This is a genomic window from Paenibacillus sp. PAMC21692 (assembly GCF_014303795.1).
GTDB classification, from domain to species: Bacteria; Bacillota; Bacilli; order Paenibacillales; family Paenibacillaceae; genus Pristimantibacillus; species Pristimantibacillus agaridevorans.
On record NZ_CP060293.1, the window covers coordinates 7,402,295 to 7,427,059 of the forward strand.

Here is a 24,765-nt window from a genome sequence, read left to right on the forward strand (position 1 = left end):
GGGACGAAACTTGCCGATTAGCCGTACAAAACTTACTTATTGTTGTCTCTCCTGAAGGAGCTGGGCGTTTGTCCGGTCATACGCTTGAATGTTTTGATAAAGTAGGCATCGTCGGCAAACCCCGTCTGGCTTGCGATTTCTTCCACGCTTAATTTGGAGTAAAGCAAAAGGCGTTTGGCTTGCTCGATCCGGATGTTTCTCAAATAAGCGATAGGAGTCAGCCCTGTTTTTTTGCCGAATATGGTGCTTAGATAGTCCACGTTGATAGCGACCAGCTTGGCCAAGTCGGTCACCTTCATATTTTCCCTGTAGTGCTCCAGCATATATTGAATAACCCGGTTAACCTCCGGATGGTCCGTATAGCTTACTTTCTCCTCCTGCTTCCGCCTAATGTGGTCCTGTATCGTCTGTTGCACAAGCGCTAGCAGCGATTCGTGGCTCTTGGCTGCGTTGACGAACGCCACGTCCTTGTACAAATCCGTGCCATCCTCCGCATTCCTTCCGGCTATCATTTCCAATACATGCAGCAAGCGGACAGCCAGTTGTTTTACGTCGATATGCGAGAACGACATCCGCTTCATGCTTTCCCAAATCAAGGCAGCCGTCTCGGCGCATTTGGCTGCATTGCGTTCCTCGAAAGCGCGCACCAGCGCTGCCTCCAGCTCGCCGATTGGCGGCAGCGCCGTCTCCTCCCCGACAGGCAGCTCCATGATGCCATACCAGCTGGCGTTCAATTGGTTGAGCACTCGCCGCCACTCCCGGGCGAATTGTTCCAGACCGCCGTCCACTGCCGGTTCGCCGGGACGGCAGAACCCGCTGTCGCAAGTCTGGCCAGCCTTGTCGGGGAAGCTCCAGCAGAAGAAGGTCGTCTGCCCGCCGTCGCAAAAGGATTGCACCAGCAGATACTCCTCCGTCAGGATTCCCGCCTGATGGGGAAGCGCGGGATCGGCTTCGCTCAATACGGCTGCTATATGAAGCCTCAGGCTATGGAATTTGCCGGCGGCTGCGGGCAGCGCGGTCGGCGCTGCATGCGCAGGCACGCGATTTCCGCTGATTTCCGCCCAGATTCTATAATACAGCGGATACAGCGCCTCCCCCGCTTCCTTCAGCTCTCCCAGCAATTCCTCCCTGATCCTGGCCAGATTCTCCAATAGAACCTCATCGCTCAGCGATAGCTTCAGCAAATAATTAAAAGCTCCGTATTGAAGCGCGTCGCGCGCATAATCAAATTGGTTCATGGCCGTCAACATAATAAACCGGCTGCGGATTCCGGCCTTCCGCGTTTCCTTAAGCAATTCGATCCCGTCCATGCCCGGCATGACAATATCGGCAATGACCACATCCGGCTTCCACTCCAAAATGGCCTCCAGAGCTTCCCTGCCGGTCCCCGCTTCGCCCGCAACGCAGAAGCCGTGGCTTTCCCAGTCCAGCGTTTCCCGAATCGCCTCGCGGACATACCCCTCATCTTCCACCAGCAAAACCGTCCACATGGCCACTATCCCCCTTCTCCGAATATGGCGCGGCGATCAGTAATGGCAATCGAATCCTGACCGTCGTTCCTTGCTCCCCGGATATAATCTCGAGATTGCCCTCCCGCTTGAACAGCAGTTGCAGCCGCTCCCTCAAATTGCTCAGCCCGATCCCGTGACCGCTGCGCCTGCCGGGCCTTGCAGCCGCCTTCTCCATGCCAATGCCGTTATCCGCCACTTCCAGCACAAGCTCGCTTCCCTCCGCGCGCGCCCTGACCCGAATGATGCCGCGACCTTCGGAAGCGTCGAAACCATGGACGATGCAATTCTCGACAAGCGGCTGCAAGCTAAGCTTGGGGACGAGCGCGTATTGCACCGCCTCTTCCGCTTCATACACCATTGTAAATTGCTCCCGAAAGCGTAATACCTGAATCGATTCGTACGAACGCAGCAGCTTGATTTCTTCCTTTAAGGCAATCAACTCAATATCTGAATTGAGACAGGCTTCCAGGATGGACCCGAGCGAGGTGCAGATGCCGGCAATATCGCTCTGCTTTTCTTTTCTTGCCATCCATTTAACCGTGTTCAGGGTATTCAGCAGAAAATGCGGGTTCATCTGAAACAGCAGCATCTGGAAGCGGACAACCTGCTTTTGCCGCTCTTCCTGTTTCAGCCTGTCAATAAGTTCGATGACATCGTCTATCATCCGATTAAAGCTTTCGCCAAGCGAACGCACCTCGACAGTCGCTCCCGTGCCGACGGATATTTTTACGTTCAGCTTTTTGTCCGACGCTTCCTCCATACTGCGCTTCAGAATATTGAGCGGCTTTGTCATACGCGTTGCCAAAAAGAAAGTAACCAGCACAAAAACGACCACCAGCACGCCCAAAAACAAATAAACGATTAATCTGAGCCGCTGAACCTCCTGTTGCAGCTCGCTTAAGGGCATTTGGCTGACCACATACCAGTCCAGCTCTTCCAAATAGCTGTAATGGACCATCGTCAAAGCTTTTGAATCCTTGTAGTGTCCTTCCTTCTCCCGGGCTGAGATCATTCTGTCCATATCGCTCGGGCCAAAGGAGGTATCCGCGTTCTGCAGCACGATTTCCCCCTCGCCGGTAAAGATAGTCAGATCGCGGCTGGCCGGGCTGTCTTTTAACGTGTTACGGAACCATTCCTGTATGTTGATGCTGATGCGCGCCAGCCCGTATTTCCCCCTGAGTTGGTCATCGAGCAGCGTGTACAGGCTGAGCAGCTTGTCCCCCTGGCTGTCCTTTATATCATTCCAGTCATCGGCTACCCAGCGGTAAGGACGTGCGCCAACCTGCAATCTGTCCTGCCAAGCTTGCAATTCCGCCAGATCATTGGTCAGCTGCGCGTTGGGGGCGTACGATGTATATACATGGCCTTTGCGGTCAATAAAACGAAAATAAAGCTCCGTTTGATGGAAAAAGAAGCTGTTGTTGATGCCGAACATTTTGCTCTCGATCACTTTTTTTCTGTGGAGAGGATCGTAGTTATCCGGGTCGTGCATAATCTGAATCAGGCTTTCGTCCTGACTCAGCATGGTATTGGCCTTATAGGCAAACGCCATCATATCGGTGAGAGAGGTATGAACCTGCTGCATGCGCTCGGACATGCGCTCCATCATATCCTGCTGCCGGATGGATTCGAAATGCTGGAATAACCAAAAAATGGCGATGCACAAAGGAAGCATTAAAAGGAGAATATATGCCGTAAAAAGTCTGTATTTCAACGTGTTCGGAAGCCACTGCCGCCATTTCCGCGCCATCTCCGACTCACTCCCCGCCGATATAGTCATGTCTTCAACTCATACTTTTTATTGTAACATGCCTTAGAGCGGGGACGGCATGCCGAAAACTTGCAACTTCGTATGACAATTCCTAGAACTGAACAGCTTGCGATACTCCTCCTAATCCCCTTGATCATGAGAAAATACTCCCTTCTATTTGCCGAACAACGCAGATAGAAGGGAGTATTTATATGGAGCTACCGCTATTATTATTTTCCGGCTTCCATTTTCGATAAAATTCGGCTTTTTGGCAGCATCCTATTTTGCGAAACAGGCATTTTACTTAGGATTCTTATCCCTATCATTTTAAAGAGAAATTTCATAATCTATCTTACACTGATATGGAGGGTGATAAAATTGGCAAATCGAGATGTTAGATTGTCCCTGTTTATGGATAATAACTTTTCTGGAAGAAGGATTTTATTTAGACGCGGTGGAGTAGCTATCAGAGACTTAAATGCATTTCGTTTCAATGATGTGCTCTCTAGCTTTAGATTGCGCAATGTTGTAAGTAGAAGACAAGTCACGCTTGTACTATTCTCAGATATTAATTTCCAAGGCTCTGTGCGTATATTCCGCGGCAGTCAGAACGTAGCGAGTCTCCCAAATTTTAACGATGTAACTTCTTCCCTCGTTCTCGTAGGACGCAGACTGACGAATTCTCAGATTAACGAGATTCGTCGCACGGGCAATCCGCCAAGAGATGTTTTAACCATTAGCCAATGAAGTTGTTGCCAAATGCCGATCATCATTGATCGGCATTCTTGTCATTTATAGGAACGCATTCTTGACATCCGATAAGATGTCAGAGGACAAGAACATATAGGCATTAGAAACCGCATAATGTTCCAAGCTTTAAAAACAATCGATAGTTTACCTCGAAAGCATAAATATCTGGACCACTTATACCTAATAAAAACTTCATTCGCTGCCCTATCTGCTTACCAGTTTGTAGAGACATCGTTCTATCCACAAGCGACAGCTCCACAACTTCCTCGTCCAGCTCGAAGGTTCCCGCTTCCGTCCAGCGGAAGCCTTCTTGTCCATGGGTGCCGAACGTCTTATTGACCCGATGCCCGTCGACCTCCACCTGGAACGTTCTGGTCCCCGGCATATTTGTAGCGTAATCCCGATCACGAACCCAAACAAAAAGCTTGGATAATCTCTTAGTGAAAGAGATTTCCAAGCCTGTTAATTGCATTTCGTTTATTCCCACTCGATCGTTGCTGGCGGCTTCGACGTCACGTCGTAAACGATACGGTTGACATTGTCGACCTCGTTGACGATACGGACGGAGATTTTCTCCAGCACGTCCCAAGGAATACGCGCCCAGTCGGCCGTCATGCCGTCGATGGACGTTACGGCGCGGATGCCTACCGTGTAGGAGTAGGTGCGTGCGTCGCCCATGACGCCAACGCTCTTCATGTTCGGGAGCGCCGTGAAGTATTGCCAGATTTCGCGGTCCAGACCCGCTTTCGCGATCTCGTCGCGAAGGATCGCATCGGACTCGCGTACGATGTGCAGCTTCTCTTCCGTTACCTCGCCAAGGACGCGAATCGCAAGGCCCGGACCCGGGAACGGCTGGCGCCATACGATGGCATCCGGCAAGCCGCACTCTTCGCCGACTTTGCGCACTTCGTCTTTGAACAACGCTTTAAGCGGCTCGACGAGCTTGAACTTGATGTCTTCCGGCAAGCCGCCAACGTTATGATGGGACTTGATCGTTTGCGCGGTAGCCGTGCCGCTCTCTACGATATCCGTATACAACGTGCCTTGCGCCAGGAATTCGAAATCGTCCAGCTTGCCCGATTCCTCCTGGAATACATAGATAAATTCGTTGCCGATGATTTTACGTTTTTGCTCGGGATCGTCAACGCCTTTCAGCTTGTCCATAAAGCGGTCGCGCGCGTCGATCTTCAGTACTTTCATATCGAATTTGCCGACGAATGTTTCCATGACGCCTTCCGCTTCGCCCTTGCGCAGCAGATTATGGTCGATAAACATACAAGTCAGTTGATCGCCGATCGCCTTGTGAAGCAGAATAGCCACTACGGACGAATCAACGCCGCCGGACAATGCGCAAAGCACTTTTTTGTCGCCGACTTGGTCGCGAATTTCGCGAATCGTATCGTCAATGAACGTTTCCATCGACCAATTGCCGTCGCAATCGCAAATGTTGTACAGGAAGTTGCGGATCATCTCGTTGCCGAACTCCGAGTGGCGCACCTCCGGGTGGAACTGAACCGCATACAGCTTGCGCTCCTCGTTGCTCATGCCGGCGATTGGCGCGTGCTCCGTGCTTGCATCGACTTTGAAGCCTGCAGGCGGCTCGATGACGAGGTCGCTGTGGCTCATCCATACCGTCTGCACGCGGTCAAGACCGTGCGCAATGTGGCCGCCCTCCGCGAATTCCACTTGCGCTTTGCCGTATTCGCGTTTGCCCGCGCGTTCGACTTTGCCGTTTAGCTGGTGGGACATCAGTTGCATCCCGTAGCAGATGCCGAAGATCGGCACGTTCAAGTCGTAGATCGCAGGATCTACAAGCGGCGAATTTTCTTCGTATACGCTAGCCGGTCCTCCCGAGAATATGATGCCTTTCGGCGCCAATTCGCGGATCCGTTCCACCGGCGTGTTATATGGCAGCAGTTCGCTGTACACGCCCAAATCCCGAATGCGGCGCGCAATCAGCTGGTTGTATTGTCCTCCGAAATCGAGAACAACGATAATTTCATTTTGCTTCGTCATGACCGAGCCTCCCTCAATTGATGCAGTAATTATACATAAGCCGCTCAAATAGAGTCAAGGTGCGAAGCGCGTTCTCGGGTGCTTCCTTCGACAAAAAACATCCCTCTCGCATATATTCGAGAAAGGATGTTTCGTCGTTTAACGCTTTTTCTCTATCCGTGCGCCCAAAAAAGACGTTAATTTGCCCCCGCCTGCTCCTTCGCTTGCATCTTATTGGAAGCAGCTCGCATCTTGCTTCCGCTTCTTTGCGAACGTTTCAACAATAAACGGCACATGCTGCGCAGCTCTTCCGCTGTCGGCGCATTGCGCAATGCTCCAGGCGGCTCATAATAGGAAGCCTCTAGCCAATTCACCAATCGAGAGAGACGATCGCGCCCGCTTTGGTCCATCGTCTCGCCTAACAGATCGGCGGTTTCGCGCAATGTTAATGCGGTCGACAGCTGCGCAGCACCGTAATGCTTGATCGCCCGGCTCCGAAGCAGCTTGATGACAGTCTCCGCCGCCAGAATCAACCCGGCTCTCTGGCGTGCCTTCGCCGTATGCAGCCGGGCTGAAGCAGCGGCTTCTGCAGCCGCCAAGCTGCGACTGCGCGGCTTCCATTCGACAGTGCGATCCTGCTCGGGATCGCCCATGCCCGAATTTTCTCGACGCGGCAGCTCCGCTTGGGTGTCCGCGCGTCTTAATTTTTCGCGCACCACAACCGGCAAGCTGCGACTGCGCGGCTTCCATTCGACAGTGCGATCCTGCTCGGGATCGCCCATGCCCGAATTTTCTCGACGCGGCAGCTCCGCTTGGGTGTCCGCGCGTCTTAATTTTTCGCGCACCACAACCGGCAAGCTACTCGCACGCTCGATGTTTGAAGCCGGCACGCTGTTGCTTGCTGCATCAGTTGCGCGCACCGCGCCCCACGGCGGCTCGCCGCTCGCAGCGCTCCGCGCGAGCACAGCGCTCGCCGCGCCATAGCGCCGCAGCGCGCCCCGCAGGCGCAGCCGCTCCCGCTGCGCCACAGCCGCGGCCGCGGCTGCCGCCGCTAGCGCGGCCCCGCCTGCGGCGGCAGCTGCGCCCGGCGACGCCGCCGCAGCGTCCCAGGCGCCGCGCGCCGCGCGCGCGAGCCATGCGGCCGCTAGCGCCACTGCAGAGGCGGCCTCCTCAGCCGCCGCCTCGAACCTCGCAAGGCCGGTCGCGCCTCCGGCTAGCCCGGCCGGCACAGAGCCGTCCGCGTCCGCCGACGCTCCCGTACCATCGCCTGCGGCTGCCGAAGCGATCTCCGTTGCGCCGCCATAGCCGGGGGTCGGGTCGAACGGCACCCATCCCGCCCCGGGAAAATAAACCTCAACCCAGGCATGCGCATCCGATCCGCGCACTTCATAGACACGCTCGGCCGCCGCTCCCGCGCTCCCTCCGCTGCCCGTCAATGCGATCTCGCCCGTAGCATCGCCTGGCGTGAAACCCTTGACCCAACGCGCCGGAATACCTTGCGAACGCAGCATAACGACCATTGCCGTAGAGAAATGGACGCAATAACCTTGACGCTGCTCGAACAGGAAGTGGTCGACGAAGTCGCTTCCCTCCGGCGGCAGCTCGCTGCCCGACTTCGTGTAGCCATACGTGGTCTCCAGGTAGAGCTCCACCGCCTTCACCCGGTCGTAGAGGTTAGTCATGCCCGCTCCAGCCACCTCGGCCGCCAGCGCGGACACCCGGCTTGGCAGCGATGCCGGCAGCTGGAGGTACGGCTTAAGCTCCGCCTCCGTCAGTGCGCCGCTTGACAGGGCCGTGTTTGTCTCCCGCGATTTTGCGCCAGGCCTGCCGCCATCATCGACTGCTTGGACGGCGCCGCCGCTCCCCAGCGAACGCAACGCCTTCTCCTCCGTCACCGGCATATAGCTTGTAACGGTATAACGCTCCAGCTTCGCCGTCTCGGAAGGCGCATACAGCGCGTCCGCCGCCTCGTTAACCAAATAGCTGCCCAGCTTGCGCCTTGGATCGGCCGCGATAAGCTCCGTCACTTTCCCGTTTACGCCAGACGCAATAATCGGCATCTCCGTCGCCGGTTTTTCCCACACTAACGTTTGCCGAATAGGCCGGCCAAGCAAGGCACCGGCACCGCCTTCACTTCCGTTGCCCGCCGCTCCTGCCGACTCCGTACCTCTGCCCGTTCCTAAAATAGGCTTCAGGGTAAGCGCCCTTTCATCGCTGATCCACCCCCTGCCGTCGTACGTGGATTTGGATTCGCCGCGCCAATACGCGCGTACGGGAGATAGTCCTTTAAACATGATGCTATCGTCGCTGCTGAGCGGCATGCCTAACTCGCTGTCGTCAAAACCGTACCCGGTCAACGCTCTGCCAAGCTGTCCGCCGTTCCAGCTTCTCATCGTCGCCACGGCTTTGCCGTCGCCTCCGATGGATTGAAAGCTCTGCTGCAGCCGGTCCGTCATGACCGTCGTCCACTTCGCGGGCGCCAGCTCGCTCTCCCTGTCCACGGTCGCCAGAAGCGCGCCGCCTGCGATAACCAGCGTGACAAAGAGCGCGCCGGCAAGCCAGCTTTTGTCGATATCCTTCAGTCGCTTCTCGCCGATGTCCAGCACGCGCCGAACTCTCGGCACAGCCACGATCGCGGCCAGCAGCAGTCCTTCCGCCGTCGTGCGCAAAAAACCGGCAAGAACGTCCATACCGAGCCAGATGTGCAAAATGCCCAGGTACAACATCGTTGCCGCCGCAATGCCAAGCGCCGCCTGCCTGACCCAGACAAGCGCCTGCAGCGCCGGCGCCAGCATAGCCCAGCCTGCGAACAGCATAAGCGTCCGGAGCTCTCCCGACATGGCCCAGAGCCCGCCTTGTGCCATTAGCCCGATATTTTCTCCGATCAGTCCAGGGAAAGCCAGGAACCATTCCGCCGGGCTTTGATCCTGTCCCTTGTACAACCACATGATGCAAAAAAGGCATATACAGGCATGCAGCAGCACGGATAACATCCATGGCATGCGGATAAGCCCCGCGGCGAGCATGCAGCATATAATAACCAACAGAGGCATGGGATGATAGATGACCGCCCATTCGCTCGCCCCCGTCCAAGGCAACAACCATTCCGCCAGCAAACCGAAAAGCAGGAGGCTGGTCAACAGCCTGTACATCAGCGTTCCTTCCGAATGCCGATCATGAACATTATCCGAGGGCATAACGATCCGCCCCCTTCCCGGCCTTGAGCCATGCCGCTACGGCTTCTGCAGGAGGCAGCCAGCGAACACGCACGCCAAGCTTTTCCAGCTCCCTTTGGCTGCTCTGCATCTCGCTCGTCACATCAGTGCCCTCCATAACCAGATGGAGTGCCGGTCTCCCGGCTTGCTCGGCGGAATAGGCTGGCAAAGGCAGCCATCGATGAGCTTCCTTCCAATTGCCGCTGAACACATGCACGGCCCCTCTCGCCGGCAGCGAAGCATGGCCGGGCCAATCCCGCCCGCTTCCTTCCGTCTCGGCCCGCAAGCATGCCAGCAAGCCAAACAACTCCTGCAGTTGGTTCGTATTGGCGGAAGTCCCGTCCATTTCGAACGTCCAGCCAGGCGTTACGATCCTGACAAGCGCTCCGGCGTCGAATAACGTTTTGGCTTCGAAGGCAGCCCAAGAGAGACAAGACTCGAATCTGGCATCTTGACCTCCATAAGACTCCGCCAACGTATCAATGTACATGGTCGAGGACGGATATTGCTCCAGCATGGCCGATTTGACGCGCAGCCCTCTCCCCCTGGCAGCGGCCCGATAGTCAAGATGGCGAATGGAGTCTCCCTCGCGGTAAGGCCTGCTGTCCGGCCCGGAACCGGATACGGTTCTTTTGCTCATGTCACGGTCGCCAATCCTGCTGCCCCATTCCGCGGAAGCCTCCGAATCATTGGCTGGTTCGTCGCCGATTGCCCCTGTTATGGGCAGCATCGTTAATCCGGCTCCCTCCGGCAAGGACGGCCATACCCTCAGTTCATCGCGTATGATCAGCGTTGTCCGAATAGCCGTTAATCCCAGCCAATCGCCAACGGTAACCGTTATATTCCTGAATGCGTAAACGCCTCTGTTTCGGAGAGGAAGAACATACCTAACGACGCTTCGAACCTCCGAACCCGGAATCCCCACATTGCGGTAAGTCATCGTGGAAGGAGACATCAGCGATTCATTGCAAATATCATCCTCCACGGCGAACCAGACAAAAGGAAACCGCCAGCGCCTTTCGACTTCAACGGAAATGACGGCTTCTTCCCCCGCGGCTTTCCCCTCGCCAGGCAGCGCCCGAACGATCTTCAAACCTCTGGATGCCGCAAGTGGCAGCACGCCGCTGAACAAAGCAACGCCGAGCAAAACGGCAAAAGCGTACCATTCGAGCGCGCCGCCGCGTATGACAGCCGCGCCGCCGCAGCACGCCAGCGCCAAAATAATGACGCACCAGGCAACCCGGCGCGTGCGGTAATAAGGCTTGTCAACCTCGGGCCACCCGCCTGCCGCATTCGACTTCCTTCCATCTTGCTCCGCTCGCTGCTTATCCCGCTTCCTTCCGTCTTGCTTCGCTCGCTGCGTCCCCCGCTTCCTTCCATCAAGACCGGCTTCCCCCGGATTTTGTTTGCTCGCTCCTCCCGGCATCATCGGCGCCCCCTGCTATTGTAGACGGCTCCCGCTTCCGGCGGGAAAGGCGTCGATCGAACGATAGAGGCCATTAGTCCGCTTGCGTCTCTGCCGCCGGCTCCCGCTCTTCCCCTGAGCGCAAGTCTATGCGACAGCACAGAATCGGCGGTACCCAGCAAATCGTCGGGAATGACATAACCTCTTCCCTCGATATATGCGGCGGCCTGCGCAGCGCGAAGCCAATCCCTGAGCGCGCGCGGACTCAGTCCGAGTGCAATGTCAGGCGATCTGCGGGTAGCGTCCGCCACCGCGACCATATACTCCAGCAGCGAGGAATGGACATGAGCCTGCCTGGCTTCGGCTTGCATCTGCAGCCATTCCTGCGGCGCCATGACAGGCCTGATGCGTTCAGGCTCCACGCGTCTTCCCAGCGCATATTGCTCCAGAATACGTTTCTCGTCGGCAATGCCCGGGTATCCGATCGACAATCGCATCATAAACCGGTCCATCTGCGCCTCCGGCAGCGCGTTCGTCCCTTCGAAGTCTAGCGGGTTCTGCGTCGCGATCAGCATAAAGGGTACAGGAAGCCGTCTCGTTTTCCCCTCTACCGTCACTCTCCTCTCCTCCATCGCCTCCAGCAGCGCGGATTGCGTGCGCGGCGACGTCCGATTGATTTCGTCGGCCAATACGACGTTCGCCATAATCGGTCCGGGACGGAATTGCAGCTCGCCCGACCGTCCGTCCAGGACGAGACCGCCCGTCACATCAGCAGGGAGCATATCGGAGGTAAATTGAATACGCTTGAACTCGCCGCCCACCGTTCGGGCTATCGCTCCTGCCAGCATCGTTTTGCCTACGCCGGGAATATCCTCCAGCAGCACATGTCCGCCTGCCAGCATGCTGGTTAACATTTGTTTTATAAGGGCACCCTTGCCGACCAACACCTGCTCCACCTTGCCCTGAAGTCTGTGCAGCAGCGCCTGCGGCGGCTCCGCCCAGGAATGGCCGGGACTGCCTGTCGTTTCTACTTGCTCGTAATCTGTTCCTATAAATTGAGGGGTTATCATCGTACTGTCGCCTCCCGAAAAATAAATCTATCTATTTTTCAGTCTCGCCAGTATCGCCCCTGTTTAGACCTGCTAGATTTCCTTGTCGGTCTTACTCTGCTCCGCATTCCCGGACTATCGTTAATCTCGCATTTCCTCTACTGCCCGATCCAGATCTCTCTCCGCTCCTTCGTCAATACATAATCCTCAATTTCCATCCCGAACTGAGCCAGCGTCGCCCGGATTGGTACATCCAGCTTCGCCTCGTTTCCCTGTCCCGATGACGCCTGGTCCGTCAGCCAGAACCATTGTCTGCCGTCCAACGTCACTTCGATGACGCCTTCCTTCTCGTCGAGCTCGGCCTTGCCGCCAAGCCATTCGCTCAGCTTGGTCAGCGGAACGCGTATGGTGCCGTTCTGCAGCGTATATTCGGAAGCCTGGAGCTCCAGACTTTTTTCTCCGCGATGAATGATAAGCGCCGGTTCAGCCTGCTTCTTGATGCCTCCCTTCCGATCCAGCCTGGAGGCGAACGCTGCCAGCGATTGCTTGTCCGACTCGGTAACGCTCCCCCTGCTCCACTTCGATTGACTCGCAACCTTGAACTGCATAGGATCAACCCCATCGCTCAGAGCGGCAAAAGAATAACCCAGTTGCTTATAGTAAGCAATGATAGAAGGCAGCGCCTTCACCGTCTCCGCGTGACCGCCGCTGTCATGCATAAGCACATTAAGCGTGTTTGCGATTTTGGATGCGCGTATATTCGCGATTATTTCCGATGCCGGAACGCCAACACGCTTGGAATCGCCGCTGTCGACGTTCCAGTCATGCACCTTGTAGCCCGCCGCCTTCATTGCGTCGAAGTATCCCTGGTCGAAGTTGGCATACGTGCCGCCCGGCGCCCGGACGAGCGTCGTTCGGATGCCCGCGGCCTGGAAAATCGCGTCATCCGTCCGCATAATTTGGTCCGCGAAGTTCCGGAAGCCGCCATACAGCTCCCTGTAGACATGATTGTATGTATGATTGCCGATGGCATGACCTTCGGCAACGATCTGCTTCACCATATCGGGCTGGCGCTCCACCTGCTGACCCAGCAGAAAGAACGTCGCGGTCACACCCTCCCGCTTCAAAATACTCAGCACCTCAGGAGTATGCTTGCTCGGGCCATCGTCGAACGTCAAGTAGACGATTTTCTCCGGCTGCTTGGAAGCCGGAACATCCTGGGCAGTGACCGTTCCCGTGCCATCCGTCTTCGTGCCTCGGGATGTTTGGCCAGACTCCTCAACGCCGACCGATCCATCATTGGTCGATTTTGCAGTCTCAACTCCGCTATTCGCTCCGTCGCTGGTCGACGCTACTGTGCCCTTGCCGCCATTCGCTCCGTCGCTGGCCGACTTTATTGTACCCTTGTCGCTACTCGTTCCGTCGCTGGTCGACTCTGCTGTACCCTTGCCGCCATTCGCTCCATCGTTGTTCGACTCTACTGTAACCTTGCCGCCATTCGCTCCGCCGTCAGCAGACTTTGCCTTATCAGCGCCTCCTTGGTGTGCCCCGTCATGAGTGGTACGGTCGACACTCTCCCCGCTTGCAACGGTACTGATTCCTTCCATCTCCGGTTGAGTCTCATCGTTTCCTCCTCCTGCTGCTCCCGCTTTAACTTTCTCCAAATTAGTCGTTTCCGCTGTATGGCCATCTCTATCATTAGGCGAAGGAGCTTCTCCCGCTTTGCCGTCCGGCTTTGCAAGCAGCGTCTTCGCCTCGTACTGATAAGTAACTGTCCGCAGATCCCCGACGTTGCTCGCCGCACCCGCCGCTTTCCCCTGCCAGCCCAGTCCGCCGTCCAATTGCATAACGCCGAACCACAATATCGTTACGCATAAAGAAGCTTGTACTACTCGTCTCATCGGAATGCACCATCCTCTATCGTGTTCCTTCTTATTACCGAATTGATAGAGTATATGAATCAGCATTCCGCCTGATGCCTGCAATCTTGCGGCTTTTCTCGCATTATCTATACCAAGCAAAAACGCCCTCCGAAGTAGGTTCGGAAAGCGTCTTATTGTATATATTAGTCTGTCGGTCTCGCCGACTTAAAAGCCATCAACCGTGCGTAACCGCAAGTTTAAGTCGGCCATACCGACTTAAATGCCACCAACCGAGCGTATCCGCAAGTTTAAGTCGGCCGTACCGACTTAAAGTCCACCAACCGAGCGCATACGCTAGTTTAAGTCGGCCATACCGACTTAAATGCCACCAACCGAGCGTATCCGCAAGTTTAAGTCGGCCATACCGACTTAAATGCCGCCAACCGAGCGCATACGCTAGTTTAAGTCGGCCATACCGACTTAAAGGCCATCAACCGTGCGTAACCGCAAGTTTAAGTCGGTCTCGCCGACTTAAATGCCGCCAACCGACCTCATCCGCAAGTTTAAGTCGGCCATACCGACTTAAAGGCGATCAACCGTGCGTAACCGCAAGTTTAAGTCGGTTTCGCCGACTTAAAAACCACCAACTGTGCGCATCCGCTAGTTTAAGTCGGTCTCGCCGACTTAAAAGCCACCAACCGACCGCATCCGCTAGTTTAAGTCGGTCCCGCCGACAATCTCGCTCGCCTCAGCAACCGCCACCGGCCCAGCTAACCGCCTCTCCGCTCGCACCGCGACGCTTAAGCGGCTACTTACGCTTAGTTCTCGCGTTCAGCGTTTTGGCGGCCTCCAGTACTTCGGCTGCGTGGCCCTTCACCTTGACCTTGCGCCATTCTCGGACCAGATTGCCCTTCGCATCGATCAGAAAAGTCGAACGCACGATGCCCATATACTCCCGGCCGTACAGCTTCTTCAACTGCCAAACGCCGTACTGCTCGCATACCTTGTGCGCCTCGTCCGCCAGCAGCAAGTACGGCAGCTCCTTCTTCGCGATAAAGTTCAAATGCGACTTCACGCTGTCCGTGCTGATGCCGAGCACCACCGTATTGTGGTTCTCGAACCCGCTATAGTTGTCCCTCATATCGCAAGCCTGCTCCGTGCAGGTCGGCGTCATATCCTTTGGGTAAAAAAACAGAACAACCTGCTTCCCCCGCAAATCCATAAGCGACAGCATCTCGCCAGTCGAAGCAGGCAGCTTGAATTTAGGTGCTTTTTTGCCTATTTCCAGCGTCATCGTTTCTCTCTCCTCTCTCAGCCCATCCGCAATCTAAGATCCCGCCCCGCGATACCGCTTCACGCCGTGATTCCATAGAGCAAGGCCGAGTCCGAATACGATCAGTCCCATGACCGGCGTCAGCAAAGCAAGCTGCGACAAGTCATCCGCTTTTTTCTCCAGGAAGAACGATGCCGGGATAACCCCCACGAACGCGAACGGCAGCAGCCAGGTGAGGAAAAAGCGGATGATTTTGTTATAAATGTTCACGGGGTAACGCCCGTAATTCTGAATGTTGTAGATCAACGGCACGATGCCCGTCGGGGCGTCGGAGTAAAAGGATATCGCGCTCAGCGCCGTATACATCCCCGCATAGATCAGCACCGCGCCAAGGACGAGCAGCAGCAGCACCAGCACATCAAGCACGCCGAACGGCAAGCCGAGCTCCGCCCAGCAAAGCCCCATAATGATAGCTCCGACCAAGGAGCCGATCAGCGATGGCGGATCAACATTCTCCAGCAGCACCTGGAACAGACTATGCGCGGGACGCGTCAGAACGCGGTCCATCTCGCCTTTGACAATATAACGTTCGCTGAAGTTCCAGATGCCAAAGAACGTGCTAAAGACGCCATACGGAATCATGAAGAAGCCATATACGAACACAACCTCCGCCTCCGACCAGCCGCCGAGCGTTGGCGTGTGCTGGAACACGACGAGGATGAAGATAAGGTTCATCCCTTGGAACAACAGGTCGGAGATGACCTCGATCCAGAAGTCGGCACGGTAGGTGAGCCTTGTTTTGGCATAGTTTTTGATATACTCCCAAAATAAAGCCATATATCGAATCATGTCTTAACCCCCTTGCACGAACAGCCGCTTGCGAGCCGCACGCCATGTCAGCCCGATCGGAACGAGCAGCAGCAAGAACCAGAACGCTTGAAGTCCGAACACTCCCGCGGCTTCGCCGATGGGGGTCCGCCCCGTAAAGACCGAGCTCGGCAAATACGTGATGGCCTGGAACGGCAGCCACTGCATAATCCCCGACAGCCAGCCCGGGAAAAAAGCGATCGGCACGACGACGCCCGAGAACAAATCGACCATGACCCGCTTCATCCGCATCATGCCCTCGTTGTTCTCGACGAAAAAGGCGAACAGTCCCGTCAAAATATTAATCTGCGAATTAATCAGGAAGCTGAAGAACAGCATGACCAGATACACGAGCCATACGACAGGATCGGTCGGAAGCTTTACCGGGAACAGCAGGCATACGATCGCCAGCCCCGGAATCATGAACAACATGAAGCGGAACAAACCTTCCCCGAAGCCCTGCATCATCTTAACCAGCAAGTAAGAATAAGGCCGAATAAGCTGCACGGATACGCTGCCGTCGCGAATCTCGTTAGCGATTTCCCGATCCAGATTGTTGAAATAAAACGCCCGAGCCATCCACGAAACCGCGATGTAAGTCGTCATTTGGGGAACGGTGAAACCCGCCAGCGACTCCTGACTTCCATAGATAGCCAGCCACAGAAAGTAATACGCCCCGATATTAATGGCATAAATTACGATGCCGCTGTAATAATTAACGCGATAAGCAAGCATCATCAGGAACCGGATGCGAATAAAATCCAGATAGGCGCTCGTCATGACGAAGCGATCTCCTTTTTTGCCGCTGCCGCCTCCGCGGAGCCGGATTGGTAGATCGCGCGGACGATCTCGTCCGTGTTCGTCTCGAAAATTTTAATGTCGCGAATATCCGCTCCCCCGACGACTCTTGCCATCGCGTCGGATACGCTGACCGAATGAGGCACGAACAGCTTGGCCGTCACGTCGTTTTCGACACTCCAAGACACATCCAGCCCTTCGGTCAATCCGCTTAGCCTGGCAATCGGCGTATGGGCGGCGAATTGGAACTGGATCTCGCGGCCTTTGCTCCACCTGGCTTTGAGATCCTCCAAACCTCCATCATAGATGATTTGCCCGTCGTCGAGCATAATGACACGTGAACATAACGCCTCGATATCCTGCAAATCGTGCGTCGTCAGCAAAATCGTCGTTCCTTCTTCCTTGTTCATCTGCATAAGGAAGTCGCGGATTTCCGTCTTGACGACGATATCGAGGCCGATCGTTGGTTCGTCGAGAAACAGGATCGACGGATTATGCAGCAGCGACGCCACCAACTCGCAGCGCATCCGCTGACCGAGACTCAGCTTGCGGACGGGGCGGTTCAGGAGATCCCCCAGTTGCAGCCTTTCGACGAGATTGTCGAGCCGCTTGCGGAAGTCGGGTTCTGACACCCGATATACCTTGCGAAGCAGCTGGAACGATTCGATAACGCCGATATCCCACCAAAGCTGGGAACGTTGTCCGAAGACGACGCCGATTCCGTTCACGAACTTCTCGCGATCTTTGAACGGAACGTAACCGTTCACCTTTAATTGACCGGCTGTAGGCACAAGAATGCCTGTCAGCATTTTGATCGTTGTCGACTTGCCGGCGCCGTTCTCTCCTATGTATCCGCAAATCTCGCCCTGTGGAATCCGGAACGAAATATCTTTTACCGCGCGGACCTCCCGATACTCTCGCTTGAACAGATCCTTGAAGGCCCCGGAGAGTCCTTCTCTATTCTTTTGCACGCGGAAGTCCTTGCGCAAATCTTTGACATCAATAGCTAACATTGCGTTGTAGCAGCCCCTCTCGCTTCGACATTTCCTGGGAAATAGCGATTATATTGTACCCCAAATGATAAAACTTGCAACTATATGCGCCTGAGCTTTATAATTTTATGATATGTAATCATACCTCAGTTATCGTGGGTCGTAAACGGAAGGTTACAGGGAAGTCCTATGCAGCCTTAATCTATAGCAGCGGCACAACCATGATCTGAATCAACTTGGCGTCTATTCGAAAGGAGACCTATTAAACGCAATGCGTACGCGGTCAGAATCCCCTAAAAAACAGTCACGTTGGAAGTGGCTTATCATTACTTTATCGATCATCATCGTCGCCGTAGTCGCGGCCCTCGTCTATTGGGGAGTCGGCGTCTACAGCGCGCTAGATGATTTTAAGAAGGAGCCGGAAAAGTCCCGGTTCACCGATGTCACTCCCGAGAAGCCCGTCGAGGTTCCCAAGTGGGAAGGCAAGGAGCGCGTGAACATTCTGCTGCTGGGCGGCGACGTCCGCGACGCGGACGAGAACGGAATAGCGCGGTCCGACTCCATGATGGTCGCATCGTTCGATCCCGTCACGAAGAAGGCCCATCTTTTTTCCGTGCTTCGAGATACTTATGCGAGAATCGAAGACCACGGCAAGGGGCGCATCAACTCCGCCATTACAATGGGAGGACCTAATCTCGCCATGAAGACGGTTGGCGACCTGCTTGGCCTCGAAATCCAGTATTTCGTCTACACCGACTTCGAAGGGTTCAAATCGCTCATCGACACGATCGGCGGCATCTACTTCGACGTTGAAAAGGATATGCGCTATACGGACAACGCGGACGGCAATCGCTACGACATCGATCTGAAGCAAGGCTACCAGCTGCTGGACGGCGATAAGGCGCTTCAGTACGTACGCTTCCGTCACGACGCCATGAGCGATTATACGCGGACGGAGCGTCAGCGTAATTTCCTTAAGGCTGTTGCCTCCGAGCTGCAGTCCGGCTGGAACCTGATCCGAATGAAAGAAATTCTGGAGAGCGTTTCGCCTTATATCGAGACGAACTTGACCGTAGGAGATATGCTGAAGCTAGGACAGCTAGGCGTAGAGAGTCATGTCGGCGGTACGGCTCAGATACCTCCGATGGAGCTTGTCAGCGAAGAGCATGTAGGCGGCGCGTCCGTCATTGGCATTCGCGACGAAGACGCGCTGATCGGATTCGTGCAGGAAATCCTGTCGACGGACGAGACGATCCCGGTTCCTACGGAGTCGCCCGCAGCGGACGGATCATCGGAGGGCGATGGTGACGGCACGAATAGCGGCTCCGGATCTTCCGGATCTTCAAACCGCTCCGGCTCGAGTTCTTCCGCCCGCTAACGGGGCGCAAGAGCAGCCGCCACTCAAGATCATCTGCTTAAGAGTGGCGTCGGGCCCTGCAAACCTATATCGCGCAAAATGAATAGAGCACCTATGTGCTCTATTTCCTTGTTCCGGCTAAGTTGTAGGCGCTACGAATTACTATTCGCCCTACTTTCGGCGCTCTCGAGCTACATAGGCGTTTTAAACGCCTATACGCCCTATTTTCAGCGCTCTCAGCCTACATAGGCGTTATAAACGCTTATACGCCCTACTTTCGGCGCTCTCGAGCTACATACGCGTTATAAACGCTTATACCGCCCTACTTTCGGCGCTCTCGAGCTACATAGGCGTTTTAAACGCCTATACGCCCTATTTTCAGCGCTCTCGAGCTAGATAGGCGTTATTAACGCCTATACGCACCAATTTCGACGCTCGCGAGCTCCAGCTTTTTAACCTTATTAACTATTCATCTCCACTCGAAAGGGGTTCTCCTACTCATGACCATTCATCGTCCCACCTCCGATCGACTCTATCAAGAAGCGCTTCAGCATATCGTCGGCGGAGTCAACAGCCCTTCCCGCTCTTACAAAGCCGTCGGCGGCGGCGCGCCCGTCTTTATGAAACGCGCCGAAGGCGCCTACTTCTGGGATGTCGACGACAATCGATATATTGACTATCTGGCCGCTTACGGCCCCATCATTACGGGACATGCCCATCCGCATATTACGGAGGCCATTATCGAGTCCGTGCGCAACGGCACGCTGTACGGCACGCCGACCGAGCTCGAAATCAAGCTGGCCCGCATGCTCAAGGAAGCAATCCCTTCCATGGACAAGGTAAGGTTCGTCAATTCCGGCACGGAGTCCGTCATGACGACGATCCGGGTAGCCAGAGCCTATACGAAGCGGAACAAAATCATCAAATTCGCGGGCTGCTACCATGGCCATTCCGATCTTGTCCTCGTCGCGGCCGGTTCGGGTCCATCTACGCTGGGCATCCCGGACAGCGCGGGTATTCCGACAAGCATAGCCCATGAAGTTATCACCGTTCCGTTCAACGATCTGGAGGCGCTTAAGGAAGCGCTGGAGCGCTGGGGCGACGATACCGCCGCCGTTATGGTGGAGCCGATCGTCGGCAATTTCGGCATGGTAATGCCGCATGAAGGCTACCTAGAGGGTCTCTGCAAGCTGACGCGCGAAGCAGGAGCACTAGTCATCTATGACGAAGTTATTAGCGCATTCCGCTTCCACTACGGATCGTCGCAGACCTATCATGCCTTCCCTGATCACAAGGCGATCGAACCGGATCTCACCGCACTGGGCAAAATCATCGGAGGCGGCCTTCCCATCGGAGCTTACGGCGGTCGCCGCGAAATTATGGAGCAGGTCGCGCCGCTCGGCCCCGCTTATCAAGCGGGAACGATGGCCGGCAACCCTGCTTCCATCTCAGCCGGCATCGCCTGCCTGGAAGTGCTGCAGGAGCCGGGCATCTATGACCGGATGGATCGTCTGGCCGCCAAGCTGGCCGACGGAATGAGGGAAGCTGCGGCGGCGAACGGAATTCCGCTGACGGTTAACCAGATCCGCGGTTCGTTCTCCGCACACTTCTGCGATCATCCCGTCACGAACTACGACGAGGCGCAGGATACGGACGGCGAACGCTTCGGCGCTTTTTTCCGCGCCATGCTGGATCAGGGCATCAATCTTGCGCCGTCGAAGTATGAAGCCTGGTTCTTGACGACCGCGCACACGGATGCCGATATCGACGCAACGATCGAAGCCGCCAGAAAAGCTATGGCGCAGCTGTAATTTCCGCACCGCGTGCAAATCCCAACGCGCGGTTAGGCGGTACGGGAGTCATGACCCATTACCAAAAGAAACATTCCATTCGGGAGAGGAGTTGCTTGGACGATGAAGGAAGAGTTGCTGACTATTGTGAAACGATTGGACGAGCGCCGCGAGACGGCGCCGTTATCGCCTGCCCAAGTATGGGACGCAAGCCTTGACGAGGATATCGTAAAGCTCGGGAAGAAGCATCCGCCTGCGAACAAGCAGGACATCGCCCTGATGGCCGGCTTGCATCTTCGCAACGACAGTCTGGATCGTTCCCACTCGTACGCTCAACAGATCGAGGACGATGCAACGGGAAGCTACTGGCATGCGATCATGCATCGGATGGAACAAGATTTCTGGAACAGCAAGTACTGGTTCCGCCAAGCGGGCCGCCATTCCGTCAAGGAGCGCACACGATCTGCTATTGCGAAGTGGTTGTCAACGCAGCCTGGCCTGGACGACCTTTCCTCGGCTCCCATCGTTAACGCCCTTAAACGATTCCGGGACGACGACGGCTGGAATACGGACGACTTCGTCGACATCATCTCCATGCAGGAATCCGGCAAAGCCACCGAGGATACCCGACTTCTGCTGGAGGAGCTTCAGCGGATCGAGTTGATGGAGCTGTTCCGCTACACGTTGGAAGCAGCGAATCGATAACGCCGCGCCGCGACAAAGAGCCTGTCTCATCAATGAGACAGGCTCTTTGCGCGTCAAGGGCTCATCAAGCCGGATAATCCATAACAACCAGCCGATCTTCCGCCTCCGAGGAGATTCCCCCGCGACCGTCGGTGTTGTTGGTGATGAAATAGAGCTTGTTGCCGACCAGCTTGACATCCCGGATCCGGCCCTCGTCCTTATGAATGATCTCCATCTCGCCAGAAGATGGCGTATACCGGTAGATCGCCTCGCCTCGGAGCGTCGCGATGACCAGCCTTCCCTCGTCGTCGATAACCGTACCGGATGGCGCGACCGCGGGGTCTCCCGTATGGTACACCGGAGGCGTCAGTCCTTCCTTCTTATCGTCTCCATAGACGGTCGGCCAGCCGTAATTGGCGCCAGGCTGGATGACGTTAATCTCGTCATGTCCGCCAGGATTGCCAGACGGGCCATGCTCAGTACTATACATGCTGCCGTCCTTCGTCCACGCCAGCCCTTGCGGATTGCGGTGTCCGAACGAATATACGTATGAGTTCGTGAACGGATTGTCGGTCGGGATATCCCCGTCCAGCGTCATCCGCAATATTTTGCCGGCCAGACTGTCCCGGTTCTGCGCTTCGCTTCGATTTTCCGCATCGCCCGTCGTCGCGTAGAGCATGCCGTCCGGCCCGATCGCGAGCCTGCCGCCGTTATGGTTGGCGCTGCCGGGAATCCCCTCCAGAAGCGCCTTCTGCTCGGACCATTCGGCGCCTTCCCGCTTAAGCTGGACGATGCGGTTCAACGCCTTGCCTCCCTCCTCGTATGTATGGTACACATACGCGAGTTGAGACTGGTCAAAGTCCGGCGCCAGCAGGAGGCCCAGCATACCTCCCTCACCTCGATGCAGCACGGCCTTCTCCAGCCTTACGTTCTGACGCTTCTGCTGCCCGTCGGCGATGACGACGATATTCCCCTCACGCTCTGTCACAATGAACTCGGATCCATAGATCGCAATGGACCAAGGAATTCGGAGCTTCTCGGCCAGAACGGCGTACGATTCTCCGTCATCGCTCTGAGCGGGTTCCTCGCTAGCGCCAGGCTTCTCCGTGGGCGCCAAACTCGGTTCGATCGTCTCCGTCGGAGACGCAGAAGGAGACGGAGACGATCCTCTCTCTTCATTATCCGCCCCGCTGCAGCCAGCTAAAATCGCAAGGCTAAGCATCCATGCCAGGGTAGCCATCTTCGTTCTGGACATCATAACATCCCTCCTGAGAGTTAACAGATTTTTATTAAGAGGTAGTTTTTATCGCCAATAAGAATTTATTTTACAGCAAGCCGAAAACGTTTAAGTCTTACGTGGTCAAATAAGGGAAAAACTCCCTTTAGTTGACTGCCCTTTCGTTTCTTCGAGATGCTAGAAGGAAATTCCCCCTTAGAGGGCGATTATCCCCTTGTTCTCTTTACGACTGCGGCACTCACATCATGCTCGATCAGCGCGCAACGTTCGTCGCCCCCTCTAACAAACAAGGACAACATAGCGCCTTGGCGTCTCTGTTGTCCTATCCTTCGAGCATGATTAGCTTCATCGGCTATATGGACGGAATGTCCCATTATCCGACCGCTTCCGCCCCGGCCAGCTTGTCTAGCAGTTCAGCATGCACAAGCCCGTTCGTTGCGGCTATATTCCGAACCGCAAGATTATAGGGACGGCCATGCGTGTCCGTTACCAACCCGCCGGATTCCTGTACGAGTAGCACTCCTGCCGCAATATCCCAGCTGCTGAGGCCGATCTCCCAGAAGCCGCTGAGCCTGCCGGCTGCGACATATGCAAGATGTATCGCCGCGGATCCTGCGATCCGAAGATTGCGCACCTCCGGCGCCACGCTCTGGATACCCTTTAAGTTAAGCGGCAGGGCATAATGATGATCCGCCGGCAGTCCGGTCGCAATCAGGCTGCCGCGCAGCGTCTCTTCTCCGGAGACGCTCATTTTTTTGCCATGCACGTAAGCGCCTTTCCCCTTCTCCGCCACAAACAATTCGTCCTTGCACGGATCATAGATGACGCCTACGATGACTTCACCCTGATAGGCTAGCGCAATAGAAACACAGAAGAATGGGAAGCCGTGCACGAAATTAGTCGTGCCGTCGATAGGATCGACGATCCATAAGTATTCCGCGTCGCTCATCTCTGCAAGCGCTCTCGACGACGCTTCCGGTCCAGGCTCTACGCCTTCTTCGCCCAAGAAAGAATGATGGGGGAAGTGCGTTCCGATCAAGTTGCGGATCAGCCGCTCCGAGCCCTTGTCCACCTCGGTCACAAGGTCGTGAGCCGAATATTTGAGCTCCAGCTTGGAGTAGCCGCCCAGCTTGGTCATAATCCATTCGCCCGCCTTGGCGGCGCAGTTGATGGCAACCGCGGTAAAGCTCTTGCCGCCAATGATCGAGCCGTTACTGCTTTCGTTCAAGTCTATCACTCTCCCAGCTATAGAGGTAGTTGTCCATTCCGAATTCATCTTTTTCCGTTCATATCTACTCATCTTATTATAATACGTCCGTTGCCCGTGACTGGTTTCATCGTAATCCATCGAATGCCTGCTGTTCGTCAGACGGCAGATATACCTTCGAATATGAGCTGGATCGCAAGCGCCAGCAGCGTAATCCGGAGCAGCCACAGCAGCTTGTTGCCGCTCAGCTTCACTGCGATTCGTGCGCCGATCCGTCCTCCGATCCAGGCTCCCGGAACCAGCGCAGCCACTAACAGCCAGTCAATCTCGCCTAAAGCTACATGCATGCCGCTCCCCAAAATGGCAGAGAGGAAGATGACGAACATGGACGTTGCGGTCGCTACATGCGGCGGGAAGCGGTAGAGAAGCACCATCATAGGTACGAACAAGGAACCCCCGCCTATGCCGAACAATCCGGAGATCAAGCCGACGCCGAATCCAATAGCCAGAGCCGACCATAGACCGTATCCATACGTATGAACGTTTCCTTGCGCATCTGTGATCGAACGCTGGATAGGCCACTCCTTCGCAAACGGTTTCATATAGTCCCGTCCGATCAATAGACCTGCCAGAAGCAGCATCAGCGAACCGAACAAGAGCTGGAACACGCCCGCCTGCATAAGGCCGGTCAGCGCCGCGCCCAAAATGGAAGCGGGACCGCTCGTAATAAAGAAAAGCAGGCCGCTTCTGAAGTCCACAATTCCCCTCTTCGTGTAGCTTAATGTTGAAGCAAGCGCCGTCACGATCAATACCGTAAGCGAAATACCGACTGCCGTCGCGTGTTCGATCGGTTCGCCGATCAGCGTCGGGGCGAATAAGAGCAGGCCGGGAACGATGATGATCCCCCCGCCCAACCCGACGAGACTGCCGAAAGCGGCAGCCACAACGCCCAGCAGCATTAACAAAATCCATTCCATTCTTTGAAAGCCACCTTATCTATTCCGAATCGCTTATGGCAAAATT

General features: G+C 55.6%; 18 protein-coding genes. 3 read left to right on the top strand and 15 right to left on the bottom strand.

Translation table 11 applies throughout. From position 1 onward, the window contains the following. Positions 1–32: 32 nt before the first annotated feature. From H7F31_RS29620 to H7F31_RS29675, 12 genes are all read right to left on the bottom strand, one after another. Entirely contained in the window at positions 33–1,490 is a 1,458-nt protein-coding gene (locus H7F31_RS29620; protein WP_187101747.1) for a response regulator transcription factor, read from the bottom strand. Beyond that, positions 1,462–3,261, bottom strand: a complete 1,800-nt coding sequence (locus H7F31_RS29625; protein ID WP_187101748.1) for a cache domain-containing sensor histidine kinase — start codon at positions 3,259–3,261, stop codon at positions 1,462–1,464. The genes H7F31_RS29620 and H7F31_RS29625 overlap by 29 nt, the downstream gene beginning before the upstream one ends. An 850-nt stretch (positions 3,262–4,111) precedes the next feature. After that, entirely contained in the window at positions 4,112–4,396 is a 285-nt protein-coding gene (locus H7F31_RS29630; RefSeq protein WP_187101749.1) for a hypothetical protein, read from the bottom strand. 92 nt (positions 4,397–4,488) lie between these two features. Beyond that, positions 4,489–6,027, bottom strand: a complete 1,539-nt coding sequence (guaA, locus tag H7F31_RS29635; protein WP_187101750.1) for a glutamine-hydrolyzing GMP synthase — start codon at positions 6,025–6,027, stop codon at positions 4,489–4,491. A gap of 176 nt (positions 6,028–6,203) precedes the next feature. After that, positions 6,204–9,203 (bottom strand): transglutaminase-like domain-containing protein, encoded by a 3,000-nt coding sequence (locus H7F31_RS29640; RefSeq protein ID WP_187101751.1) that lies wholly within the window; start codon positions 9,201–9,203, stop codon positions 6,204–6,206. Further along, the gene (locus tag H7F31_RS29645; protein ID WP_187101752.1) at positions 9,190–10,650 is read right to left on the bottom strand and encodes a DUF58 domain-containing protein; all 1,461 of its coding nucleotides are present in this window, start codon (positions 10,648–10,650) and stop codon (positions 9,190–9,192) included. Before H7F31_RS29645 ends, H7F31_RS29640 begins: the two co-directional genes overlap by 14 nt. Beyond that, a complete protein-coding gene (locus H7F31_RS29650; protein ID WP_187101753.1) occupies positions 10,647–11,696 on the bottom strand; it encodes an AAA family ATPase in 1,050 nt (349 codons plus the stop codon). The genes H7F31_RS29645 and H7F31_RS29650 overlap by 4 nt, the downstream gene beginning before the upstream one ends. Before the next feature lie 137 nt (positions 11,697–11,833). Then, entirely contained in the window at positions 11,834–13,576 is a 1,743-nt protein-coding gene (locus H7F31_RS29655; protein ID WP_187101754.1) for a polysaccharide deacetylase family protein, read from the bottom strand. A 769-nt stretch (positions 13,577–14,345) separates the two neighbouring features. Continuing rightward, entirely contained in the window at positions 14,346–14,831 is a 486-nt protein-coding gene (gene bcp, locus H7F31_RS29660) for a thioredoxin-dependent thiol peroxidase (protein ID WP_187101755.1), read from the bottom strand. 33 nt (positions 14,832–14,864) lie between these two features. Beyond that, complete coding sequence (locus H7F31_RS29665; protein WP_087569897.1) at positions 14,865–15,656, bottom strand: ABC transporter permease; 792 nt, start codon at positions 15,654–15,656, stop codon at positions 14,865–14,867. A gap of 6 nt (positions 15,657–15,662) precedes the next feature. Next, complete coding sequence (locus H7F31_RS29670; protein ID WP_087569804.1) at positions 15,663–16,457, bottom strand: ABC transporter permease; 795 nt, start codon at positions 16,455–16,457, stop codon at positions 15,663–15,665. Next, positions 16,454–17,488: an ABC transporter ATP-binding protein gene (locus H7F31_RS29675; RefSeq protein WP_108994685.1), complete on the bottom strand. Its 1,035-nt coding sequence runs from the start codon at positions 17,486–17,488 to the stop codon at positions 16,454–16,456. The genes H7F31_RS29670 and H7F31_RS29675 overlap by 4 nt, the downstream gene beginning before the upstream one ends. Positions 17,489–17,738: 250 nt before the next feature. Here H7F31_RS29675 and H7F31_RS29680 point away from each other — a divergent pair, with 250 nt between their 5' ends. The 3 genes from H7F31_RS29680 (at position 17,739) to H7F31_RS29690 (ending at position 21,319) form a co-directional block, all read left to right on the top strand. Next, positions 17,739–18,845 (top strand): LCP family protein, encoded by a 1,107-nt coding sequence (locus H7F31_RS29680; protein ID WP_187101756.1) that lies wholly within the window; start codon positions 17,739–17,741, stop codon positions 18,843–18,845. Between the two features lie 479 nt (positions 18,846–19,324). Further along, positions 19,325–20,635, top strand: a complete 1,311-nt coding sequence (locus H7F31_RS29685; protein ID WP_187101757.1) for a glutamate-1-semialdehyde 2,1-aminomutase — start codon at positions 19,325–19,327, stop codon at positions 20,633–20,635. 102 nt (positions 20,636–20,737) lie between these two features. Then, on the top strand, positions 20,738–21,319 hold the full coding sequence (locus tag H7F31_RS29690; RefSeq protein WP_187101758.1) for a hypothetical protein: 582 nt from the start codon (positions 20,738–20,740) through the stop codon (positions 21,317–21,319). A gap of 64 nt (positions 21,320–21,383) precedes the next feature. Here H7F31_RS29690 and H7F31_RS29695 read toward each other — a convergent pair whose 3' ends face one another. From H7F31_RS29695 to H7F31_RS29705, 3 genes are all read right to left on the bottom strand, one after another. Next, the gene (locus H7F31_RS29695; protein ID WP_261800179.1) at positions 21,384–22,556 is read right to left on the bottom strand and encodes a PQQ-dependent sugar dehydrogenase; all 1,173 of its coding nucleotides are present in this window, start codon (positions 22,554–22,556) and stop codon (positions 21,384–21,386) included. 352 nt (positions 22,557–22,908) lie between these two features. Further along, a complete protein-coding gene (locus H7F31_RS29700) occupies positions 22,909–23,811 on the bottom strand; it encodes an inositol monophosphatase family protein (RefSeq protein WP_187105604.1) in 903 nt (300 codons plus the stop codon). Between the two features lie 89 nt (positions 23,812–23,900). Continuing rightward, a complete protein-coding gene (locus H7F31_RS29705; protein ID WP_187101759.1) occupies positions 23,901–24,719 on the bottom strand; it encodes a sulfite exporter TauE/SafE family protein in 819 nt (272 codons plus the stop codon). Positions 24,720–24,765 lie beyond the last annotated feature (46 nt).